This window comes from Pseudomonas putida W15Oct28 (genome assembly GCF_000708715.2).
Classification (GTDB): domain Bacteria; phylum Pseudomonadota; class Gammaproteobacteria; order Pseudomonadales; family Pseudomonadaceae; genus Aquipseudomonas; species Aquipseudomonas putida_R.
The window spans coordinates 194,107-211,872 of sequence record NZ_JENB01000002.1; the positions used below are offsets into that span (position 1 = coordinate 194,107).

The 17,766-nt window shown below is 64.5% G+C and carries 14 protein-coding genes; 1 reads left to right on the forward strand and 13 read right to left on the reverse strand.

The window, feature by feature from the left end:
* Window positions 1-6: 6 nt before the first annotated feature.
* From ureC to AK81_RS02220, 13 genes are all read right to left on the reverse strand, one after another.
* Window positions 7-1,710: an urease subunit alpha gene (gene ureC / locus AK81_RS02160; RefSeq protein ID WP_043196434.1), complete on the reverse strand. Its 1,704-nt coding sequence runs from the start codon at window positions 1,708-1,710 to the stop codon at window positions 7-9.
* Entirely contained in the window at window positions 1,707-2,024 is a 318-nt protein-coding gene (locus AK81_RS02165; RefSeq protein WP_043196435.1) for an urease subunit beta, read from the reverse strand. The genes ureC and AK81_RS02165 overlap by 4 nt, the downstream gene beginning before the upstream one ends.
* A 19-nt stretch (window positions 2,025-2,043) precedes the next feature.
* On the reverse strand, window positions 2,044-2,346 hold the full coding sequence (locus AK81_RS02170; RefSeq protein WP_016486440.1) for an urease subunit gamma: 303 nt from the start codon (window positions 2,344-2,346) through the stop codon (window positions 2,044-2,046).
* Between the two features lie 9 nt (window positions 2,347-2,355).
* The gene (locus AK81_RS02175; protein WP_043196437.1) at window positions 2,356-3,189 is read right to left on the reverse strand and encodes an urease accessory protein UreD; all 834 of its coding nucleotides are present in this window, start codon (window positions 3,187-3,189) and stop codon (window positions 2,356-2,358) included.
* Between the two features lie 369 nt (window positions 3,190-3,558).
* Window positions 3,559-4,473, reverse strand: a complete 915-nt coding sequence (locus AK81_RS02180) for a site-specific integrase (protein WP_043196439.1) — start codon at window positions 4,471-4,473, stop codon at window positions 3,559-3,561.
* Between the two features lie 243 nt (window positions 4,474-4,716).
* Complete coding sequence (locus tag AK81_RS02185; RefSeq protein ID WP_043196441.1) at window positions 4,717-6,978, reverse strand: ATP-dependent DNA helicase; 2,262 nt, start codon at window positions 6,976-6,978, stop codon at window positions 4,717-4,719.
* Entirely contained in the window at window positions 6,975-8,624 is a 1,650-nt protein-coding gene (locus AK81_RS02190; RefSeq protein ID WP_043196442.1) for a VRR-NUC domain-containing protein, read from the reverse strand. The genes AK81_RS02185 and AK81_RS02190 overlap by 4 nt, the downstream gene beginning before the upstream one ends.
* A gap of 229 nt (window positions 8,625-8,853) precedes the next feature.
* Window positions 8,854-10,155 carry an MFS transporter gene (locus AK81_RS02195; RefSeq protein ID WP_050491827.1) on the reverse strand — a complete coding sequence of 434 codons (1,302 nt, stop codon included), beginning with the start codon at window positions 10,153-10,155 and terminating at the stop codon, window positions 8,854-8,856.
* A gap of 99 nt (window positions 10,156-10,254) precedes the next feature.
* Window positions 10,255-11,472 carry a fumarylacetoacetate hydrolase family protein gene (locus tag AK81_RS02200; protein ID WP_043196443.1) on the reverse strand — a complete coding sequence of 406 codons (1,218 nt, stop codon included), beginning with the start codon at window positions 11,470-11,472 and terminating at the stop codon, window positions 10,255-10,257.
* A gap of 20 nt (window positions 11,473-11,492) precedes the next feature.
* Entirely contained in the window at window positions 11,493-12,551 is a 1,059-nt protein-coding gene (locus AK81_RS02205; RefSeq protein ID WP_043196444.1) for an Ldh family oxidoreductase, read from the reverse strand.
* 35 nt (window positions 12,552-12,586) lie between these two features.
* A complete protein-coding gene (locus AK81_RS02210; protein WP_043196445.1) occupies window positions 12,587-14,128 on the reverse strand; it encodes a UxaA family hydrolase in 1,542 nt (513 codons plus the stop codon).
* 284 nt (window positions 14,129-14,412) lie between these two features.
* Window positions 14,413-15,366 (reverse strand): LysR family transcriptional regulator, encoded by a 954-nt coding sequence (locus tag AK81_RS02215; RefSeq protein ID WP_043196447.1) that lies wholly within the window; start codon window positions 15,364-15,366, stop codon window positions 14,413-14,415.
* A 34-nt stretch (window positions 15,367-15,400) separates the two neighbouring features.
* The gene (locus tag AK81_RS02220; protein ID WP_043196449.1) at window positions 15,401-16,348 is read right to left on the reverse strand and encodes a LysR family transcriptional regulator; all 948 of its coding nucleotides are present in this window, start codon (window positions 16,346-16,348) and stop codon (window positions 15,401-15,403) included.
* Between the two features lie 101 nt (window positions 16,349-16,449).
* Between AK81_RS02220 and AK81_RS02225 the strand changes: the two genes are divergently transcribed.
* On the forward strand, window positions 16,450-17,763 hold the full coding sequence (locus tag AK81_RS02225; RefSeq protein WP_043196450.1) for an L-fuconate dehydratase: 1,314 nt from the start codon (window positions 16,450-16,452) through the stop codon (window positions 17,761-17,763).
* Window positions 17,764-17,766 lie beyond the last annotated feature (3 nt).

A 17,766-nucleotide genomic window follows, 5' to 3' on the forward strand; every position in this document is an offset into this window, starting at 1 on the left:
GCTCCTTCAAAACAGGAAGTAACGCTGGGCCAGCGGCAGTTCGCTGGCGGGCTCGCAGACCAGCAATTCGCCATCGGCGCGCACCTGGTAGGTCTGCGCATCAACCTCGATCAGCGGCTGCAAGGTGTTGTGGACCATGTCCGGCTTGCGCACCCGGCGGCAGCCGTTGACCACCCCAATCAGGCTGCGCAGGTTCAGCTCCTCGGCCAGGCTGCGGTCCATTGCCGCCTGGGGCAGGAAGGTCATGCGCGTGGCATGTCGCGCGGCACCGAGGGCGCCGAACATCGGCCGGTAGTGCACCGGCTGCGGCGTGGGGATGGAGCCGTTGATGTCGCCCATGGGCGCGGTGACGATCATGCCGCCTTTGATCACCAGGGCCGGCTTGACTGCGAAGAACGCCGGCGACCACAGCACCAGGTCGGCCAGCTTGCCCGGCTCTACCGAGCCCACTTCGTGGCCGATGCCGTGGGTCAGCGCCGGGTTGATGGTGTACTTGGCGATGTAACGCTTGACCCGGAAGTTGTCGCTATAGGCCGTGTCTGGCGCCAAAGGCCCACGGCGCAGTTTCATCTGGTGGGCAACCTGCCAGGTGCGCAACACCACTTCGCCGACTCGGCCCATGGCCTGGGAGTCGGACGAAGTCATGGCAAAGGCGCCCATGTCGTGGAGGATGTCCTCGGCCGCAATGGTTTCGCGGCGGATGCGTGATTCGGCAAAAGCCACGTCCTCGGCGATGCTTGGGTCCAGGTGGTGGCAGACCATGAGCATGTCCAGGTGCTCGTCCACGGTGTTGACCGTGTACGGCAGGGTCGGGTTGGTCGAGGATGGCAGCACGTTGGCCTGCCCCGCAGCGCGGATGATGTCCGGCGCGTGGCCGCCACCGGCACCTTCGGTGTGGAAGGTATGGATGGTGCGGTCGCCGATGGCCGCCAGGGTGTCTTCGATGCAACCGGACTCGTTGAGGGTGTCGGTATGGATCGCCACCTGGATGTCCATTTCCTCGGCCACGCCCAGGCAACAGTCGATAGCCGCCGGGGTCGAGCCCCAGTCCTCATGCAGCTTGAGGCCCACCGCACCGGCTGCGATCTGTTCACGCAGCGCCTCTGGCCGCGAGGCATTACCCTTGCCCAGCAGGCCGATGTTGATCGGCAGGCTGTCGGCGGCCTGCAGCATGCGCGCCAGGTACCAGGGGCCGGGCGTGCAGGTGGTGGCATTGGTGCCGGTGGCCGGCCCGGTGCCGCCGCCGATAAAGGTGGTGACACCGCTGTTCAGGGCCTCGTCCACCTGCTGCGGGCAGATGAAGTGGATATGCGAGTCGACCCCACCGGCGGTGACAATCTTGCCCTCGGCCGCGATGACTTCGGTGCCGGGGCCCACCGGTACGTTGACGCCCGGCTGCACATCCGGGTTGCCGGCCTTGCCGATCACCGCGATACGCCCGTGCTTGATGCCGATGTCGGCCTTGACGATACCCCAGTGGTCGATGATCAAGGCGTTGGTCAGCACCAGGTCCATGGCCTCGGCGGCCAGCATCTGGCCCTGGCCCATGCCGTCGCGGATGACCTTACCGCCGCCAAACTTCACCTCTTCGCCGTAGATTGTGTAGTCCTTCTCCACCTCTACCCACAACGCCGTGTCGGCCAGCCGCACGCGGTCGCCCACGGTGGGGCCGAACATGTCGGCATAGGCCTGGCGGGAAATACGGCTCATACCCTGCCCTCCAGCGGGCCCATCACCTTGCCCTGGAAGCCATAGACTTCACGCTTGCCGGCGTAGGCCACCAATTGCACGGTGCGCGCCTGGCCAGGCTCGAAACGCACGGCGGTGCCGGCCGGGATATCCAGGCGAAAGCCCAGGGTTGGCTCACGCTCGAACACCAGCGCGTCGTTGACTTCGTAGAAGTGGTAGTGCGAGCCGACCTGCACCGGCCGGTCGCCGTGGTTGGCCACACTGACACTGACCGTTTCCCGGCCACTGTTCAGCTCGATGTCGCCAGCGGCGACCTGGATTTCACCTGGGATCATGCGGGGCTCCTGGGCTGTTTCAGACGATGGGGTCATGCACGGTCACAAGCTTGGTGCCATCCGGGAAGGTCGCTTCGACCTGCACGTCGTGGAGCATTTCGGCAATGCCGGGCATCACCTGCTCGCGGGTCAGCACTTCGCGCCCCTGGCTCATCAGCTCGGCAACGGTGCGGCCATCGCGGGCCCCTTCCAGCACTGCAGCACTGATCAGCGCCACGGCCTCCGGGTAATTGAGCTTCAGGCCACGGGCCAGGCGCCGTTCCGCCAGCAATGCGGCGGTGAACAGCAGCAGTTTGTCTTTCTCTCTCGGGGTAAGCTCCATGGCGCTCTCTCAGGTAGCCCAGATACGCGGTGGGCAGGCTGGCAGGCCAAGGACGGCCGGGCGCAGCACATGCCACAGGCGTTGCAGGGTGCGTTGCAGGTGTTGGTTGTCATGGTCAAGCACACGGATAACCAGCAACGACCCCAGCAGGGTCGCGCCGGCCGGGTTGGCCAGTTCGTCGAGCAGTGGGCGAACCTGCTCCAGCACCGCCTGGTCGGCGGGTGCCGCACAGAACGTAGCGAGCAGCGGGTGGCCACCAAGCTTGTTCAGGTGCCCGCCTTCGATTCGCAGGCGTTCATGCAGGCCGACTTCGTCGGGGAGTTCGATGTGTAAACGGCTGTCCAGGGCGCCCTGCTCGAAGCGCTCGTTCATGACGGGGCGGCCCAGGCACAGGGTTTCCCAGGCCAGCAGGCGCGCCCCGGGTTCGAGGGTGAAACGGCTGTGCAGGCTGGCGCGGGCGCCGGAAAAGAAGATGCTGTCTTGCGGCAGCCATTCCAGGGTGCTGCCAGCGGCCAGCTGAAAGCGCTGGGTCAGCCGCGCGGTCGGGCCGATGCTGCGGTAGAACTTGCTGGCACCGGGCATGGTCAGCAGCGCATGGCTGCCGGGTTCCAGGTGGATATCCAGGTCAAGGCGGTCGCCGGCGACGATGCCGCCCGGCGGGTGCAGTACATAGACATGGCACGGTGCACCTTCCGGGTAGAAGGGTCGCTGCACCAAAAGAGGTCCGAAATGCCGACGCGCACCAAGGCGGGTCACATCGTCGCGCCTGACAAAGCGCAACTGCAGGTGGGCGCTCCAGCCTGCATCGTCTTGTTGTTGTTCGATCTGCTCCGCGAGCGACATCCTGCGGCCCCTGAAATCCGTGGCCTGCTGGCCGTTTAGAGGGTCCGGCGCGGGCAGCAGCTAGCACGCGCGGCCTGACCACTCGATCAAATTCGCAGGCTGGATATAGCAGGTTGCGGGCCAACTACGCAGGTGAAGGCAAATGAAACTTTCGCCGCGGCCGCTCTGGCATCGGGCATACGGGGGGATGACGCACAAAGCGGGGGCGTGGGTCGGCCCTGTTTCGGTGCCGGCACACGTGCAAATGGGCTGCTTTGCAGCCCTTCGCGGGCACGCCCGCTCCCACAGGTTGATCACTGCCTGGGGCCTGCGCTGTACCTGTGGGAGCGGGCGTGCCCGCGAAGGGCCGTAAAGCGGCCCCAAAATCACTCAGTAGTCGAAGCGGTCCACCGCACGCCGGCGTTCGTTGTCGTCACGCCGGTCATAGATGGCCGTGGTCTGGATGTTGGCGTGGTGCGCCAGCTTCTGCGCAATCGACAGGTCATGCTCTTCGATCACCCGGGTGATGAACGCCCGGCGGAAGTCGTGCGGCATGATTTTCACCCCCACTTGCGCACCGCGCTGGCGGGCAATGTAGTAGATCGCATGTTTGGTGATGCGCGCCCGGGTAATGTGGCTACCGCGGCGGATGCGGTTGAACAGGAACAGGTCGTCTTCTGCCCCTGCCGGCAGGTCCTGACGGCGCAAGTCCAGCCACGCCTGCAGTTTCTCGAACGCCCATGGCGGTGCGTACTTGATCAACTGGTGGTTGCCCTTGCCCACCACCTGCAGGCTGCGCGCCTCGAAATCGACCTGGGCCAGGTCGATGTCCACCGACTCCGACTTGCGCATGCCGGTGCCGTACAGCAAGGCGATGATCGCCGCGTCGCGCACCCCCTGCGGCCGCGGGTCGGACGCGCACACATCCATCAGTTCGCGAATCAGGCTGCGGCGCAGGTTGCGCCCTGGCGGCAGGCGGCTGCCAGTGGCCGGCTTGACCTCGCGGATGCGCAACAACTGCTCATGGTCGATCAGGCCCTGGCGCCAGGCCTCGTTCATCACCCCGCGAATGGCGTTGACGTACAGCGACGAGCTGTTGGGCGCATAACCGTCGGCACGCAGGGCCGACACCAGGGCGATCACGTGGCCGGGCTCGAGCCGATGCCAAGGCACGTCGACGACATTGCAGTCGACAAAGCCCAGCCGGTCGGCGGCGTCCTGAAGGATGTAGCGCATGGTCTGCTGGCTGGATGGGGCCAGGCGGGCCATGTACTGCAGCAGCGGATTTTTCGAGAGATCGGACAAAACGTGAACCCTGTAGCGAAGCGGCGGCCGGCAGCGAACCGGGCAAACCCTCAAGCAAGTCAAAACGACATACAAACAAGCCCCCATGACCGCCAAGCGCGCATGTCATCAGGACCCTGAATGTGCCATCACCTTGATATTCAAAGGCTTTGCAACTGGCACGGGGCGTGATCTTAACCCAATTGAAGCCTATCTAACGAACCGCGGATCGCCCATGCCAAGTGCAACCCAAGACAGCCGTTGCTAGACGATGGCTGCCGGCCACCATGTCGGAAACATCTGCTGTACGCGGGGTTCGGCGAAACGTTCGTCTATCAGCACCAGCACACCACGGTCCTGGTCACCACGGATAACCCTGCCTGCCGCCTGGATCACCTTGCGCACGCCGGGGTACAGATAGGCATAGTCGAAACCCGCACCAAACTGCCGCCCCAAGCGCTGCTTGAACTGCTCGTTCACCGGGTTGACCTGTGGCAAACCCAAGGTGGCGACAAACGCGCCAACCAGCCGCGTACCCGGCAAGTCCACCCCTTCGCCGAACGCGCCACCCAATACGGCAAAGCCAACGCCGCGTCCGTCGGCGACAAATCGGTCAAGAAACCCTTGGCGGGCCGCCTCGTCCATCCCCGGTTCCTGGGCCCACAGGGGAATCTGCCCATGCCGCTCGGCCAGCAGCCCGGCCACTTGCTGCAGGTATTCGAAGCTGCTGAAGAACGCCAGGTAGTTGCCCGGCATGCGGTCATACTGTTGGGCAATCAGCTCGACGATCGGCGCCAGGGAGGCGTGCCGCTGCTGGTAACGGGTGGACACCTGGCTGGCAATCCGCACTTCCAGCTGCTCTGCGCGAAACGGCGCAGCCACTTCCAGCCAGGCGGTATCGGCCGGCATGCCCAGCAGGTCGCTGTAGAAATGCCGCGGGCTCAACGTGGCGGAAAACAGCGTCACGCTGCGCGCTGCCTGCATGCGTGGGGCCAACAGGCGCGCCGGGGTGACATTGCGCAGGCACAGGGTAGCCAGCCGGCGCTTGCGCGGGCCCTGACGCTGGCTGATGTCGAACAGGAAGTGCTCGTCGAACAGCTCGGCAACCCGGCTGAACTGCAACGCCTGGAAGAAGAACTGCAACACCTGCGGGTCCATTTGCGCAGGCGTCTGGTTGATCTGTTCCTGAATCAGCCCGATGCACTGCTGCAGGGCGCGCAGCAGGCCTTCCGGCAGTGACTCGCTGGCTTGGTAAGGCGCGCGCTGTTCTTTATAGAGGGCGTTCCACTGCCGGTTAAGGCGGTCCAGCGCACTGACCAGCCCAGGCGGTTTGCTCTGGCGCAGGGCCAGCAGCTGCCCCTGGTCAAGGCTGGCGCTGTACATGCCGCGCCCACGCTCGACCAGGTTATGCGCTTCGTCCACCAGTACTGCCACGCGCCACTGGTTGAGCTGGGTGAGGCCGAACAGCAAGGCATGCGCATCGAAGTAGTAGTTGTAGTCGGCGACCAGCACGTCGACCCAGCGCGCCATCTCCTGCCCCAGGTAGTACGGGCAAACCTGATGCGCCAAGGCCACTTCGCGCAGGTTGGCACGGTCGAGCAGCGGCCGTGCTGCCGCAGCCTCGCGCGCTGCCGGCAAGCGGTCGTAGAAGCCTGCAGCCAATGGGCAGGACTCACCATGACAAGCTTTGTCCGGGTACTCACACGCCTTGTCGCGGGCGATCAGTTCCAGTGTGCGCAAGGCAGGTTGCGGCGTGGCATCGGTGATCTGGCGCATGGCATCGAGGGCCAGCGCCCGGCCCGGGGTTTTGGCGGTGAGAAAGAACAACTTGTCCAGCTGCTGCGGCACCATGGCTTTCAGCAGCGGGAACAAGGTACCTAGCGTCTTGCCAATGCCGGTGCTGGCCTGGGCCATCAGGCAACGCCCGGTACTTACCGCCTTGTACAAGGTTTCGGCCAGCTGCCGCTGGCCCTGGCGGAACTGTGGGTAGGGGAAGCTCAGCGCCTGAAGGCCTTGGTCACGTTCGGCCAGACGCCTTTGCTGGAATTGGGCCCAGCCCAGAAAGCGCTGGCACTGGGTTTCGAAGAAGGCCTGCAACTCAGCCGCCGTGTAGTGCTCACTGAACAGCGTCTGGTCATCGCTGTCCACGTCCAGGTACACCAGCGCCACCTCGATGGCCGGCAATTGCCGTGCCTGGCACATCAGCCAGCCATAGACCTTGGCCTGGGCCCAGTGCAACTGACGGTGATTGGCCGGCTGACGCGCCAGATCGCCACGGTGCGTCTTGATCTCTTCCAGGCGATTGCTGGCAGGGTCATAGCCGTCGGCGCGGCCCCGCACCTTGAGGGTTTCAAACTGGCCTTCAAGGGTGATTTCCGACTCGTAGCCCGCAGCACGCCGTGCCACTACCCGCTGATGCCCTTCGATGCCTTCCTGAGCGGTGGGTGACGGCGTGAAGCGCAGGTCCAGGTCGCCGACCTTGGCGCTGAACTCGCACAATGCACGCACCGCCACGCTGTAGCTCAAGGCGTTTCGCTCCAGCGCACATGGCACACCGCAACGGGCAGGCCGTGTTGCCTGCAGAACTCCAGCCAGCGCAGCTGGTTGTCCTGCAGGCGGTCACCGGGCCCCTTTACCTCGACCATGCGGTAACGGCCCTGCTCGGGCCAGAACTGGATCAGGTCGGGCATGCCGGCGCGGTTGCTGCGAATGTCCTGCAACAAGCGCAGGAAGCACTGCTTCAGCTGGGCAGCCGGCAAGCAAGCCAAGGCCTGTTCCAGCAACTCCTCGCTGAGCATGGACCAGAATACGAACGGCGACTGCAGGCCCTGCTTGCCCTTGTAGCAGTCGAGAATCGCCTGGCGATGGCTGCCATCGTCGAGCCGCCCCAGGCAGAGATCGAACAGCGCACTGCGCCGCTGCTGGAAGTCACTGTCGTGCAGGTCCTGTGGCGCGGCCTGGAACGGGTTGAAGAATGCGCCGGGCACCGGTGCGAAGATGGCCTCCCAGCACAACAGGCCAAACAGGCTGTTGAACAACGTGTTCTCCACGTAATGCGCCTGGCCACCTTCTTGCGCCAGGTGTTGACGCACGGCTTCTTCCACACCCAGCGCAGCATGCTCGCGGGGCAGTTCGAGCTCGATCAGCTCCAGCGGTGTGGCACGTTGGCGGCGCTGTGGCGGGCCGCCGAGCTTGCGCGCCAGGCGTGGCAGCATCCGCTCCAGTGCCTGCACTTCCAGCGCGTTAGCAGGTGCCGCCGCCAGCTGAAGCGCCAGACCGTGAGCCTGGGGCCACTGCTCAGTGCGCTCAAGCACGCGCACCTGGCGAATGCGCGCCTGGGCATGGTTGCACTGGCCATACACCGCCATGGCCTGGTCCCACTCCCCCAGGCGCTCGCATTGCTGGCCCAGGGCGAACTGCAGGCGCGCATGGCGGCGGGCCAGCCACGGGTTGTCACTGTGCAGGCCCTGCAAGGTCGCCAGAATCGACACGGGTTCGTCGCCCTGCTCCAGCCGCTCGGCGCAGTGGTGCAAGGCCATGGCCAGGTCGACTTCGGCACGTTGCTGCAGGGCTCGCGAGCCAGCGCTGAATGGCACCTGCTCGTAGCGCAGTACACCGAGGTCGGCGAGGACAAAGTCTGACCAGTCCTGGTACAGGTTGCCGAAGAACAACAGGCGCATGCGGTCGCACAGGGGCTGCAGGCACCACTGGAGAATGCGCACCTCGCTGTCGGGAAACCATTCGGCCAGTGACCGTGCCGCCAGTTCCAGGGGTTGCAACTGCGCCAGCAAGTCCTGCTTGGCGGCGCGGGGGCGGCTCAGTTGGCTGGCGAAGCAGCGGGCCAGTTCGTCTTTGCGCAGCAAGCCGAACAGCTGCTCCAGTTGCAGTTGCTCGGGTTCCTGCACCCAGCCGAGGGCCTGCAACGGCTGCAGCGCCAGCGTGGTGTCGCCGATTTCGGCGTAGTCGAGCCGGTCGCTGCGAAACAGCTCGCCCTTGCGCATGACCATGCGCACCATCAAGGCCTGGGCTGGCGCTTGCAGTTGGTTGAAGGCACGGATGAAGGCCAGGTCCTGGTCATCGAGCAGGTCCTGGTAGCGCTGTTCGACCCACAGCATTACCTGGCGGAAGTTATGCAGGTAGTAGAACGGGTCGTCGACGGAATGGGCGATCACTGGCTGAGGTCAGGTTGCGGTAACAGGCACTGTTTATACATACAGACAACTGTGCCTGACAAGAGCCATGGGTCAGTTCGATGGCGCTTTGTGTAGGAGCGGCCTTGTGTCGCGATGGGCTGCACAGCAGCCCCAGGATCTTGAGAATAATGCCGATATCGCTGGGGCCGCGCTGCGGCCCGATCGCGACACAAGGCCGCTCCTACAGGGGTTACGTGACGTCTCAAACTTACTTGGTTGCCGGAACCATCCCCTCTTCTTCGACCTTGGCACTGCCAATCGGTGACTGGAGCAAGATGAAGTACGCCACCGCCGAGCACAGCGCCACCACCGCACTGATCATGAACGCCGTGGTGAACGAACCCGAGTACTGGATGCTGAAGCCGGTAGCGATCGGTGCCACGGAGCCGGCAATGTAGCCGCCGAAGTTCTGGATCGAGCCAAACGAGGCCACACGCGGGCTGTCGACGATGGTGTTGACGATCATCCAGGCGGTGGCACTGGCCATGTTGATGCTGAACAGTGCCAGGCACAGCAAGATCACGCAGCCCGTCAGGCCGGTGACGAACGACAGCGGCAAGGTGAACAGCGCCGCCAGCACCAGGCCGGTGATGACGCTGAACTTGCGGCTGCCCAGCACGGTCATGCCACGCTTCACCAGCCGGTCGCAGAAGCGCCCGGCAACGATTGTACCCGCCGCGCCAAAGCCATAGGCCAGCGACACGACCCAGGCGGTCTTGTACAGGTCCAGGCCGTGTTCACGCTCGAAGTAGCCCGGCAACCAGGTCAGGTGCAGCCACAGCATGTAGATCACACCCATGAAACCCAACACTGCACCCCAGGTGCTGCGGTGCTTGAACAGGTCGAGCCAGCCGGCGAAGTACGAGGCCTTCGGCGTTTGCACAGGGGCCACCGGGGCCTTGTGCTCAGTTGGCAGCGGCTTGCCTTCGGCCGCCAGTTCCGCCAGGTAACGCGCCTTGCTTTTGTAGAACGACAGCCAGCACACCGCCAGCACCACACCGATCGCGCCGGTAATGATGAACATGCCACGCCAGCCGAAGTTGACCATGAACAACGTCAGCAACGGCGGCGCCAGGCACGGGCCGAGGCAGGTCGATGACCAGACCACGCCGGTGGGCGTGCCGCGCTCATTGGCATCGAACCACTCCGACAGGGCCTTGGCCGCCGACGGGAACATGGGCGCCTCGCCAATCCCCAGCAGCACCCGCAGGCCCATGAAACCGGCAAAGCTGTTGACCATGCCAAACGCCGCCTGGGCCACCGACCAGCCCAGCAGCGAGGCGCCGAGGGCAACCTTGCTGCCCAGGCGGTCGATGATCATGCCCATTGGCAACTGGGCAAAGGCATAGGCGATGGAAAACGCCGACAACAGGATGCCCATCTGCGACGGGCTGATCATCATGTCTTTCTGGATGGAGGTGTTGGCAATCGACAGCGCACTACGGTCCAGGTAGTTGACGATGCCGATCAGCAGCAGGAACACAACGGTGATGCGCTGGTACTTCTTCATAGGGTTCATGTGTCGACCTTTATTATTATTGTTGCCGCGCTATCAGCGCTTTGGCGATCCATCGATGTGCCTGCGCCCCTCCCTTGCGCAGCGTGTCGCTCAAGGCTGGCGTGCGGTAGCTGCTACCTCCAGCAGGCCACGCCGGCCGAGGTTGTCTATCAACGCGCGTAGGCCAAACGCCCACTGCGGTGCCTGGTCGCTGGTGGTCACGCGGTTGCACAGGGTACCCAGTTGCGGGTTGCTGATGGTCACCACATCACCCGGCTTGTGGGTAAAGCCGTTGCCTGGCTGGTCACGGTCCTGCTTGGGGGCGAACAGGGTGCCGAGGAAGAGCACCATGCCGTCGGGGTACTGATGGTTTTCGTTGAGGGTTTGCTGCACCAGGTCTTGCGGATCGCGGCTGATCTGGCGCATGGAACTGCGGCCAGACAGGATGAAACCGTCCTCGCCCTCTACACGCAGGTCCACTTCGGCGTTGCGCACATCGTCAAGGCCGAAGCTTTCGTCGAATAGCCGCAGCAGCGGGCCCAGTGCGGTGGAGGCGTTGTTGTCCTTGGCCTTGGACAGCAGCAAGGCGCTACGCCCTTCGAAGTCACGCAGGTTGACGTCGTTGCCGAGCATCGCGCCCTTGATGCTGCCATCGCTGGACACCGCCAGCACCACTTCCGGCTCCGGGTTGTTCCAGCTGGACTTGGGGTGGATGCCGATATCGGCACCATGGCCAACTGCCGACAGCGGCTGGGCCTTGGTGAACACTTCGGCATCCGGGCCGATGCCCACTTCCAGGTATTGCGACCACAGGCCCTGCTCCACCAGTACCTTGCGCAGCGCTTCGGCCTGGGCCGAGCCGGGCACGATCTGCGACAGGTCGGCGCCGATGCGGCTGGCCAGGGTGTCACGGATGGCATCGGCCTTGGCCGGGTCGCCTTTGGCCTGCTCTTCCACCACACGTTCCAGCAAGCTGGCGGCAAAGGTTACGCCAGCGGCCTTCACCGCCTGCAAGTCGATAGGCGCCAGCAGCCATGGCTGGCGCGGGTCGCGCCGGGCGGGGTCGCTGTTGTCCAGCAACACCGACAGCGCCACCAGCGGTTCGGCCAGCGGCAACGCGCGCAGGTAAGCCACCGGGTCGGCCACTTCCAGCAGGGCCGAGACAGTCGCCACGTGGGTGCTGATGTCGTAGACGGCGCCGGCTTTCACCAGCACCACCGCCGGCCCCTGGTCCGCCAGCCACACCCGCCCTACCCAGCTGCCGCTGTCGAACACACTGGCATCCTGGCTCAGCGGCAGCGGTTGATTGGCGTTCGATCGATCAGTCATCTGTGTACCCTTACTGTGCATCATTGGGAAAGTGCCGGCAGTTGCAGTTCGCCGGCCAGGCGATCAAGGTCGGCCAGCAGCGGTGGCGAGAGGCTCACGCCCTGCTCCAGCGCCTGGCGGCGCAGGGCAAGGCCAGCCTGCCCAGGCAAGCGCACCGGGCGCGCGGGGTCGAGCGGGCGGCTGGCGAGCACCAGTCGGCCCAGGAAGCTGGTTTCATCGGTGAACGCTTCCAGGCCGCCGAAGAAGCGCGGGTCGATGACCACGGCCGTGGCCGAGGCGCCCCACTGCTCAGGTGCATCCTTGCGCCCATGACCGGCCAGGCCCGACGTCAGGGCTTCGACCAGCAGTGCCAGGGCGAAGCCTTTGTGGCCGAATGCCTGACCGCCGAGGGGCAGGATGCTGCCTTGCGGGCGGGTAAAGAAATCGCCCGGGTCGTCGCTCAGCTGCCCGTCATTGCTCACCAGTACCGGGTGCGGCAGGCGGCTGCCGGCATCGCGGCACTGGCCAACCAGCCCGAGGGTGACGGTCGACATGCTCACGTCCAGCAGGATCGGCTCGCCCTGGGTCGGGATACCGGCAGCAATCGGGTTGGGGGTGTAGATCGGGTCGATGCCACCGTGGGCACAGACCAGCCCCACCGAAGGGTCCGATGAGTAGACCATGGCCACCAGGCCCTGGTCGGTATAGGGCTTGAGGTAGGCGGCCAGGCAGCCAATGTGCGAAGCACGGCGCACCACCGCAATGCCGATGCCCTGCGCAGTGGCACCCTTTGCCGCGCAGTCCAGGGCACGGCTGACGCAGTAAGGCCCCAACAGGTAATGGCCATCGAACACGCTGGCGATGCCACTGTCCGACACCTGCTCCAGTGCCTGTGCACGGGCCTTGACCTGGCCTTCCAGCATGCCGCCGATGTAGCGGCTGACCAGGTTCAGGCCGTGGGTACGGTGCCCGAGCAGTTCACCTTCGAGCAGTACCCGGGTCACCACCTGGGCGACTTCAGTATCGGCACCAGCCTTTTCGAACAGTTGCTCGACAAAGGTGGTGAGCGCTTGCACGTTGTAATGTGTGGCTTGAGTCATTGTTGTTATCTCGTAAGCGGGACGGGAGCGGTCAATCAGGTCACTGCGCCGATCTGCCAGGGCACGAACTCGTTCTGCCCATATCCGTGCTGTTCGCTTTTGCTGCGTTCCCCGGAAGCAATGCGCAGCATTTGTTCGAAGATGTACCCGCCACGCTCCTCGATGCTGGTGGAGCCGTCGGCAATACCACCGCAATTGACGTCCATGTCCTCTTCCTGGTGTTCGAACACCCGGTTGTTGGTCGCCAGCTTGATCGACGGTGCCGGGGCACAGCCGTAAGCCGAACCTCGGCCAGTGGTGAACGCGATCAGGTTGGCCCCGCCGGCCACCTGGCCAGTGGCCGAGACCGGGTCGTACCCGGGGGTGTCCATGAACACCAGGCCCTGGGCACGCACGGCTTCGGCGTACTGGTACACATCGACCAGGTTGCTGGAACCCGCCTTGGCCACTGCGCCCAGGGATTTCTCGAGGATGGTGGTCAGCCCCCCGGCCTTGTTGCCGGCCGAAGGGTTGTTGTTCAGCTCGGCGTTCATGCGCTGGCAGTAGTCTTCCCACCAGCGGATGCGCGCCACCAGCTTTTCGCCGACCTCACGGCTGACCGCGCGGCGGGTCAGCAAGTGCTCGGCGCCGTAGATTTCAGGGGTCTCGGACAGGATCGCGGTACCACCGGCCGCCACCAGGCGGTCCACGGCGTTGCCCAGTGCCGGGTTGGCGGTGATGCCGGAGTAGCCATCGGAGCCGCCACATTGCAGGCCGACCACCAGGTGCCGTGCGCTGACCGGTTGGCGTTGGACATGGTTGGCCTCGGCCAGCAGGCTTTTGACCTGCTCGATGCCGGCCGCGATGGTTTTCGACGTACCGCCGATGCCCTGGATGGTGAACGCACGCAGCTGCGCACTGGCTTGCAGGCCCTGGGTTTCCAGCAGGCTTTCGATCTGGTTGGTTTCGCAGCCCAGGCCAATGATCAGTACGGCAGCAAAGTTGGGGTGCACGGCGTACCCGGCCAGGGTGCGGCGCAGCAGGCCCAGGGCTTCGCCGCTGGGGTCCACTGCGCAGCCGGCACCGTGGGTCAGGGCGACCACGCCGTCGATATTCGGGTAGTCGGCAAGTACCTCGGGGTGGATGTCACGGCGAAAATGGTCGGCCACCGCCCGGGCGACGGTCGCCGAGCAGTTCACCGAGGTGAGAATGCCGATGTAATTCCGGGTGGCAACCCGCCCATCGGCACGCACGATGCCCTGAAACTGCGCTTCGCTGCCAGGCTGGCTGCGGGTGTCGACACCAAAGGCGTAATCACGGGCGAAATCACCCATCTGCACGTTGTGCACATGCACGTGCTCGCCGGCATCGATGGCCTGCGAGGCAAAACCGATAATCTGCCCGTAACGGCGCAGCGGCTGGCCCTGCTCCACACGTTCGGTCGCGAGTTTGTGGCCCGAAGGAATCGGCTGGCGCACGGTAATCGCCTCGGCATCCAGATGCAGGCCTTGCGGCAAGGCCTGGCGGGCGATAAGCACGTTGTCCAGCGGGTTGAGGCGGATGACGGCAAGGTCACCGGACTTGGCAATCAGTTGCATGGGACCTCTCAGGGCGGTGCGGCGGGCTTCTTGTTATGGCTGTTGCCACTGTAAGAAGCCTTGCGCAGCATTCCCAATGAGATGATCCGATCAAGCGATAACCAGACGTTATCGCAACAGTATTTCGATGTGTGATCTTCAATCGCCTGGAAGACCGACGGGGCCGCTTCGCAGCCCATCGCAGGCAAGCCAGCTCCCACAGGATCACCACAGGTTCGAACACCGCGCGGTCCCTGTGGGAGCTGGCTTGCCTGCGATGGGCAGCGCAGCGGCCCCCGCGTTTTCTAACTCTGCACTGTCCTGCGACTCTGCGCACCCTCCAGCAAAATCTCGACAAACGCCCGGGCCGAAGCGCTCAGCGGTTCATCCTTGCGGGTGACCACGCCATACTCCAGCGCGGGTACATGCAAGGGGCTGCGCAGCTCCTTGAACTGCCCGCTGGCCAACTGCGCGGCAACCATCGAGCGTGGCAACATGGCAATCATCGGCGCCGACTGCAGCAGTTGCAGGAACATCGGCATGGAGATGGTCTCGACGCTGTCGACGGGCGTGGCGATACCGGCCACCCGGAAGGCCTGTTCCAGGCGGTTGCGGATCGGCGTGCCGACCGGGTACAGCACCCACGGCCAGTCGCCCAGCGCCGACAGTGGTGGGCTTTCCAGCTGGTTCAGCGGGTGCTCGCTGTTGACCACCAGGCTGAACGGTTCGGGTTCCAGGGGCTGGAAGTCGAACAGCTGGCTGAAGCGCTCTTCGGTGAAGCGGCCAATCATGATGTCGAGCTTGTTCTGCTCCAGCATGGTCAGCAGGTGATCACTGGAATGCTCCACCACTTCGATCGACAACAGCGGGCTGCGCGCCTTGATCGCGGCGATGGCCTGCGGCAGTACCAGCGCAGTGGCGGCAAAGATGCCGCCGACACGGATAAAACCGTGCCCGCCGTTGCGCAGGCGGTTGACCTGGTCGACGAATTGCTGCGACTCGGCCAGCGCACCCTGGGCATAACGCACCACGTATTCACCCAGTTCGGTGGGCGGCATGCTGCGTGGCAGGCGCTCGAACAGGGCAAAGCCGAACTGTTCTTCAAGGTCGCGCAGCATCTTGCTCAGGGCCGGCTGGCTGAGGTTCATGCGCGTGGCGGTTGCGTGCATGTTGCGGGTGCGCGCCAGGGTGTCGATCAGCACCAGGTGCTTGTAGCGGATCCAGTTGCAAAAGCTGGAATGGGTCAGGTCCGGCGACATCGGCGGCAGGCCTCAGGCAGTTGAAAAGGCAGGGTTATTGCGCACGTAGGTAGCGCAGCAAGGTATCCAGCGCAACCGAGTTGGGCCGCGAACGCAGGGTCAGCACGCCCAGGTTGGCCATGGTCAGCGGCAGCTCTACCGGCAGGATGGCAACCATGCCATAGCGGGCATAATGCTCGGCCACGTCGTTGGGTACCACCGCAATCATTTCGGAGGCTTCGAGCATGGCGGTGGTGGCCAGGATCGAGGCGGTTTCAACGATGTCCAGTGACTGCACCATGCCCCCGGCCTGCAGCGCACTTTCGACGCGGCGGCGCATCGGGCTACCGATGGGGTGCAGGATCCAGGTCAGGGCCACCAGGTCACTCAATTGCAACCCGACAGCCGCCGCCAGAGGGTGCCCGGCGCGGCCAATCACACGCATCTGCTCACCACCTTCAAAAAGCTCGATGTTCAGGTCCTGGCTGTCGCTCTGGTCTGGCAGGCGGCCCACCACCATGTCAAAGTCGCCGCGCAGCAACGCGGGCAGTAAGGTATCGCTGGTACCCACTTCCAGCGAGATGCGCACTTTGGGGTGGTCGCGCTTGTAGGCCAGTACCGCCTTGGTCAGCACGCCCGGCACCGGGCCCATGACGCTGCCCACCCGCACCAGGCCCAGGGCCCCGCGCGCCAGTTCGGCGATTTGCGCCTGGGCATGCTCGAACTCATGCAACGCGCTCTGCGCATAGCGGATCATCACCTCACCGTACAGGGTTGCTTGCATGCCGCGCGGCAAGCGCTCGAACAAACGTACGCCAAGGCGTTCCTCCAGCTGCTGCAGCAACAGGCTGGCTGCCGGTTGCGTGGTGTGCATCGCTGCGGCGGCGCGGCGCAGGTTGCCGAACTCGCCCAGCGCATTAAGCAGCGTGATCTGCCGGCTGGAGATCTTCAATGCGCCAAGGCTGGCAGGCGCCTGGGTGGGGCCGAGTGGCAAGCGAGACATATCGAATCCGGTATCGCTGATTAAGATTTGGTGATTATGCCTGTATCGCTCGACAACCTACAGTCAGGTCTCCCAGCGCTTGAGCAGAACAAGAGTCGACCATGAGCATACGAATTACCCACCTGAGCGTTCGCGACATTCGTTTTCCCACTTCGCTGTCGCTGGATGGCTCCGACGCCATGAACAGCGCCCCCGACTATTCGGCAGCCTACGTGGTACTGCACACCGACGCCGAGGGCCTTGAAGGCCACGGCCTGACGTTCACCATCGGGCGCGGCAACGAAATCTGCGCGGCAGCGGTGCAGTCGCTGGCCCCCCTGATCGTCGGCCTCAGCCTCGAAGAGATCACCGCCGACATGGGCGGCTTCTGGCACCGCTTCACCGTCAGCGACAGCCAATTGCGCTGGCTGGGCCCGGAGAAAGGCGTGATCCACCTCGCCACTGCGGCCATCGTCAATGCGGTGTGGGACCTGTGGGCCAAGCACGAAGGCAAACCGGTGTGGAAACTGCTGGCCGACATGACGCCCGAGCAACTGGTGCGCTGCCTGGACTTCAGCTACGTCACAGACGTGCTCACCCCAGAGGAAGCCATCGCCCTGCTCCGCCGCCAGGCCCCAGGCAAGGCCCAGCGTGAGGCGCAGATGCTGCGCGAAGGCTACCCCGGCTATACCACCGCGCCAGGCTGGTTGGGTTACAGCGAAGAAAAGATGCGCAAACTGGCCCGCGAGGCCGTGGAAGATGGCTGGACCCACATCAAGCAGAAGATCGGTGCCGACCTGGAAGAAGACATCCGCCGCGCCAGCATCCTGCGCGACGAAATCGGCTGGGAGCGCACCCTGATGATGGATGCCAACCAGGTGTGGGGCGTGGAGGAGTCGGTCGCCAACATGCGCCGCCTGGCCGCCTTCGAACCGCTGTGGATCGAAGAGCCGACCAGCCCGGACGACATACTCGGCCACGCCACCATTCGCCAACGCATCGCGCCGATTGGTGTCGCCACCGGTGAACACTGCCACAACCGGGTCATGTTCAAGCAGATGTTCCAGGCCGGCGCGCTGGATTTCTGCCAGCTGGACGCCGCCCGCCTGGGTGGCCTGAACGAGGTGCTGATCGTGCTGCTGATGGCGGCCAAGTACGACGTGCCGGTGTGCCCGCACGGCGGCGGCGTCGGGCTGTGCGAATATGTGCAGAACATCGCCCTGTTCGACTACATCGCCGTGTCTGCCTCGCTGCACAACCGGGTACTGGAGTACGTCGACCACCTGCATGAGCACTTCATCGACCCGGTGGTGATCCGCCGTGGGCGCTACATGCCACCGCAACGCCCGGGCTACAGCATCGAAATGCATGCCGAGACCCTGGAGCGCTACCAGTACCCCAACGGCGCGGTGTGGCTCGACATCAACCGTTCCTGAACA